Source organism: Streptomyces boncukensis (genome assembly GCF_011045075.1).
Classification (GTDB): Bacteria; Actinomycetota; Actinomycetes; order Streptomycetales; family Streptomycetaceae; genus Streptomyces; species Streptomyces boncukensis.
On the sequence record NZ_JAAKZZ010000703.1, the window covers coordinates 1 to 3,057 of the forward strand.

Below are 3,057 nucleotides of genomic sequence, written 5' to 3' on the forward strand. Positions count from 1 at the left end.
GACAGAAGTAGCGCCGCCGCTCGAAGGGGTGGGTGGGCAGCGGCACCCGGCGCCGCCGGCCGTCGCCGAGCGCGGCGAGGTCCACCGGGACGCCGCGCGTCCACAGCTGCGCCAGGGCCTCCAACAGCGGGCCCGCGTCGGCCGCTTGGCGGTCGGCGCCCAGCGTGGCGATCACCGGCGCGCCGCGCGGCCGGGTGCCGCGCCCGGCCAGGGAGCGCAGCGTGTTGCCGGGGCCGACCTCCAGGAGGGTGCGCGCGGGCGCCTCGCGCAGGGTGTCCAGCGCGGCGCCGAACAGCACCGGCTCGCGCAGCTGCCGCCCCCAGTAGGCCGGGTCGGTGGCCTGCTGCGGGGTGATCCAGGTGCCGGTCACGTTGGACAGGAACGGCACCTCGGGAGCGCTCAGCCGCACCTGGGCCATGGCGGCGGTGAACGGCTCGACCGCCGGGTCGGTCAGCGCCGAGTGGAAGGCGTGCGAGGTCCGCAGCCGGGTGACGGTGTGCCCGTCGGCCGCCAGCCGCCCGGCCAGCTCCTCGACCGCCGCTGCGGGGCCCGAGACCACGGTCTGCGCGGGCCCGTTGACCGCGGCCACCGACACCCCGGCGGCGGCGCCGAGCAGGTCGCGCACCCGGTCGGCCGCCAGCGGCACGGAGGCCATGGCGCCCGGCGGGCACTCCTGGAGCAGCCGGCCGCGCAGCGCCACCGCGCGCAGCGCGTCCGGCAGCGTCAGTACGCCCGCGAGGCAGGCGGCGGTGAACTCGCCGATGCTGTGCCCGAGCAGCGCAGCAGGGCGCACCCCCCAGCCGCCGAGCAGCCTGGCCAGCGCGTACTGCGTGGTGAACAGCGCCGGCTGGGCCAGCCGGGTCTCGGTGAGCCGCAGCGCCGCCGGGCCGTCCCCGGCCGGCTCGTCCCCGGGCGGCTGGTCCCCGGGCGGCTGGTCCCCGGCCGGCTCGCCGCCGGGCGCGCTCCCGGTCCCGTGGCCGGGGAACAGCGCGGCGCGCAGGTCCTCGCCGAGTTCGGGCGCGAGGAGTGCGGCGCACTCGTCGACGGCGGAGCGGTACACCGGCTCGCTCTCGTAGAGCCCGCGCCCCATGCCCAGGTGCTGGCTGCCCTGGCCGGGGAAGAGGAACGCCACGTCGGGGGCGGGCCCCGCCGGGTCGGCGTGGCCCACGGCGACCGGGGTGATGCCGGTGCCGTCCAGCGCCGCGACGGCCTCGGCGCGGTCCCGGCACACCAGCGCCATGCGGTGCGGATGGTCCCGCCGGCCCACCCGCAGGGTGTGCGCGGCGTCGGCCAGTGCCGGGGCCTGCCCGGCGCGCAGCGCCTCGGCGAGCGCGCCGCCGGAGCGCTGGAGTGCCGCCTCGCCCGGCGCCGAGAGCACCAGCAGCTGGGGGCGCGGGTCGGCGGGCGGCGCTGCCGGCTCGGGCGGCGGCTCCTCCACGACGAGGTGCGCGTTGGTGCCGCCGACGCTGAAGGAGCTGATGCCCGCGCGGCGCGGCTCGGTGCCCCGGGGCCACGGCGTGGGCCGCGAGCTGATCCGGAACGGGGTGCTGGGGAAGTCGATGTCGGGGTGCGGCACCGCGCAGTTGGCGGCGGGCGGCAGCTCCTCGTGGCGCAGCGCCAGCAGCACCTTGATCAGGCCCAGCACCCCGGCGGCCGTGTCGGTGTGGCCGATGTTCGGCTTGAGCGAGCCGAGCGTGCAGTAGCCGCGCTTCTCGGTGCCGAACGCCTCCGTCAGCGCGGCGACCTCCACCCGGTCGCCCAGCGGGGTGCCGGTGCCGTGCGCCTCGATGTACGAGATCGACTCGGGCTCGGCGTCCGCGACGGCCAGCGCCTCGGCGACGACCTGGGCCTGGCCGTCGACGCTGGGCGCGGTGAACCCCACCTTGTGCGCGCCGTCGTTGTTCACGGCGCTGCCCAGCACCACCGCGAGCACCTGGTCGCCGTCGGCGCGCGCGTCGGCCAGCCGCTTGAGCGCCACCACGCCGGCGCCGTCACCGGGCACGGTGCCGTTCGCGTCGGCGGCGAAGGCCCGGCAGTGCCCGTCGGGCGAGTTGACCCCGCCCTCGTTGTGCACATAGCCGGCGTGCTGCGGGAAGTAGACGGTCACGCCGCCCGCGAGCGCCAGGTCGCTCTCGCCGCCGAGCAGGCTCTGCACCGCCAGGTGCACCGCCACCAGCGACGACGAGCAGCCGGTGAGCACGCTCATGCTCGGCCCGCGCAGGTCCAGCCGGTAGGAGACGCGGGGGGCCAGGAAGTCCTTCTCGTTGCCCAGCAGCGCCTGGAACTCGCCCACTTCGCGCAGATAGCCGGGGTCGGCGGACAGCTGGTGCTGCCAGTAGGAGGTGGGCCCGCCGCCGCCGAACACCCCGATGGAGCCGGGGAAGCCGGCCGGGTCGTACCCGGCGGTCTGCAGCGCCTCGAAGGAGCATTCGAGGAACAGCCGCTGCTGCGGGTCCATCAGCTCGGCCTCGCGCGGGGTGCAGCCGAAGAACGCGGCGTCGAAGAACTCCACCCCGTCCAGCACCGGGCGGCGGCGCACCAGCCGGGGATCGTCCAGCAGTTCCCGGGGCACCCCGGCGGCGCGCAGCCGCTCCTCGGTGAACTCGGTGTGCGCCTCCCGGCCCGCGCGCAGCAGGTCCCAGAACTCCTGCGCGCAGGAAGCGCCGGGGTAGCGGCCGGAGAAGCCCACGACCGCGATCCGGTCGTCCGCCTGCTCCTGCGGCGGCTGCCCGTGTGCCGTGCCCGTCGCGTGCCCGGTCACCGGGCACCCGCCTGCCCGTCCCCGTCCATCCGCCGCCGCAGGGAGGCCGGGCGCATGTCCGTCCAGACCTCCTCGATCCGGCGCAGGCACCGCTCGCGGGACCCGGTGGTGCCCTCACGGTGCCAGCCGGGCGGCTCCGCCCGGTCGGCCGGCCACAGGGAGAAGTGCTCCTCGTCGTTGACGACGACGCGGTACGTGCCGCCGTCCTGCTCGTCTGATGCCGGAAGTGTCACCGAAAGTCCTTCGCGAAGTACCGGGCGGCAGCCCTGGGGGCGGGGCGGTGCGGTGCGGTGCGG

The 3,057-nt window shown here is 77.1% G+C and carries 2 protein-coding genes; both read right to left on the reverse strand.

All coding sequences use genetic code 11. The annotated features are described in order from the left end of the window. A partial coding sequence (locus tag G5C65_RS34525; RefSeq protein WP_165303009.1) for a beta-ketoacyl synthase N-terminal-like domain-containing protein occupies nucleotides 1-2,761 on the reverse strand: 2,761 nt, incomplete at its 3' end. After that, entirely contained in the window at nucleotides 2,758-2,994 is a 237-nt protein-coding gene (locus G5C65_RS39825) for an MbtH family NRPS accessory protein (protein ID WP_165303010.1), read from the reverse strand. The genes G5C65_RS39825 and G5C65_RS34525, both read right to left, overlap by 4 nt. Nucleotides 2,995-3,057 lie beyond the last annotated feature (63 nt).